Raw genomic sequence first — 1,647 nt, forward strand, 5'->3', positions numbered from 1 at the left:
GCACGGCGCGGGCGATGCGGTGATCGGCATCAACCCGGCTTCGGACAATCTGGCGAACTGCCAGGCGCTTCTGGTGGCGCTGGACGAGATGCGGCAGGCCTTTGCCATCCCGACGCAAAGCTGCGTGCTGACGCATGTGACGAATGCTCTGGCGCTGCTGGAGCGCGGCGCGCCGGTGGACCTGATCTTTCAGTCCGTCGCCGGCACCGAGGCCGCGAACGCGGGTTTCGGCGTCTCGCTCTCGGTCCTGGCCGAGGCGCATCAGGCGGGGCTGGCGGCGGCGCGCGGCACCGTGGGGCAGAACTGCCTGTATTTCGAAACCGGGCAGGGCGCGGCCCTGTCGGCCGAGGCCCATCACGGCGTCGACCAGCAGACGATCGAGGTGCGGGCCTATGCCGTCGCCCGCGCCTTCCAGCCGCTGCTGGTCAACACGGTCGTGGGCTTCATCGGGCCGGAATACCTGTATGACGGCAAGCAGATCACGCGCGCCGGGCTCGAGGATCATTTCTGCGGCAAGCTTCTTGGCCTGCCGATGGGGGTCGATGTCTGCTATACCAACCATGTCGAGGCCGACCAGGACGACATGGACAACCTGGCGACGCTGCTGGCGCAGGCCGGCGTCAGCTTCGTCATCACCGTGCCGGGCGCAGACGACGTGATGCTGGGCTATCAGAGCCTTGCCTTCGAGGACATCGCCTATCTGCGCGAGGTGACCGGCCTGCGGCCTGCGCCCGAATTCGCGCGCTGGCTGGCCGAGTACGGGCTGGCGGGGCAGGGGGCGGCCATGCTGCCGGACGCGGCCGCCCTGGCCCGGCGCCTGGGGCTGCCGGCATGAGCGCGCCCGATTTCGCCCGCCTGCGCCGCCTGACGCCCGCGCGGGTGCGGCTGGACGCGGCCGTGCGCCCGCTGTCCCTGCCGGCGCTGCTGGCCTTTCAAGAGGACCACGCCGCCGCCCGCGACGCCATCCACGCACCTCTGGACCGCGCGGCGCTGGCGGATGCGCTGGCGCCGAGCCCCTGCCTGTGCGTGGACAGCCGCGCCACCGAGCGCGCCACCTATCTGCGCCGCCCCGACCTGGGCCGGCAGCTGGCGCCGGGCACCGACCTGCCGCGCCTGGACTGCGCGCTGGCGCTGGTCATCTGCGACGGGTTGTCGGCGCCGGCGGTGGCGGCGCAGGCGCCGGGCCTGGTCGCGGCGCTGTCGCGGCACCTGCCCGAGCTGGCCGCGCAGCCGGTGGTGCTGGTACGCGGCGGCCGCGTCGCCATCGGCGATCCCATCGGCCTGGCGCTGGGGGCGCGCATGGTGCTGGTCCTGATCGGAGAGCGTCCGGGCCTGTCGGTCGCCGACAGCCTGGGCGCCTATCTGACGCTGGCGCCGCGCCCCGGCCTGCGCGACAGCGCGCGCAACTGCGTGTCGAACATCCACCTGCGCGGCGGGCTGTCGCACGAGGAAGCCGCCGACCGCCTGTCCTGGCTGGTGGCCGCCGCGCAGCGCATCGGCGCCACGGGCGTCGCGCTGAAGGATGAAAGCGGGACGGCGCGGGTGCCGGGCGACCGCCCGACAGATCGTCTGGGATGACGGCCGCGCGCTTGAGCCTCCGCCCCGGTCATGGTGGTGACATAATGCGGATTACTAAGGTATTATGAT

General features: G+C 72.4%; 2 protein-coding genes. Both read left to right on the plus strand.

The annotated features are described in order from the left end of the window. Positions 1–835: ethanolamine ammonia-lyase subunit EutB (gene eutB / locus BU28_RS23670; protein ID WP_036763458.1), on the plus strand; the 835-nt coding region annotated here is incomplete at its 5' end. After that, positions 832–1,578 carry an ethanolamine ammonia-lyase subunit EutC gene (gene eutC, locus BU28_RS23675; protein WP_036763460.1) on the plus strand — a complete coding sequence of 249 codons (747 nt, stop codon included), beginning with the start codon at positions 832–834 and terminating at the stop codon, positions 1,576–1,578. The genes eutB and eutC, both read left to right, overlap by 4 nt. Positions 1,579–1,647: the final 69 nt, after the last annotated feature.

Origin of the sequence: Paracoccus yeei ATCC BAA-599 (assembly GCF_000622145.1) — a bacterium.
GTDB lineage: Bacteria > Pseudomonadota > Alphaproteobacteria > Rhodobacterales > Rhodobacteraceae > Paracoccus > Paracoccus yeei.

Coding starts and splice junctions, on each gene's coding strand:
- eutC (WP_036763460.1), top strand. CDS start 832: ATGAGCGCGCCCGATTTCGCCCGCCTGCGCCGCCTGACGCCCGCGCGG.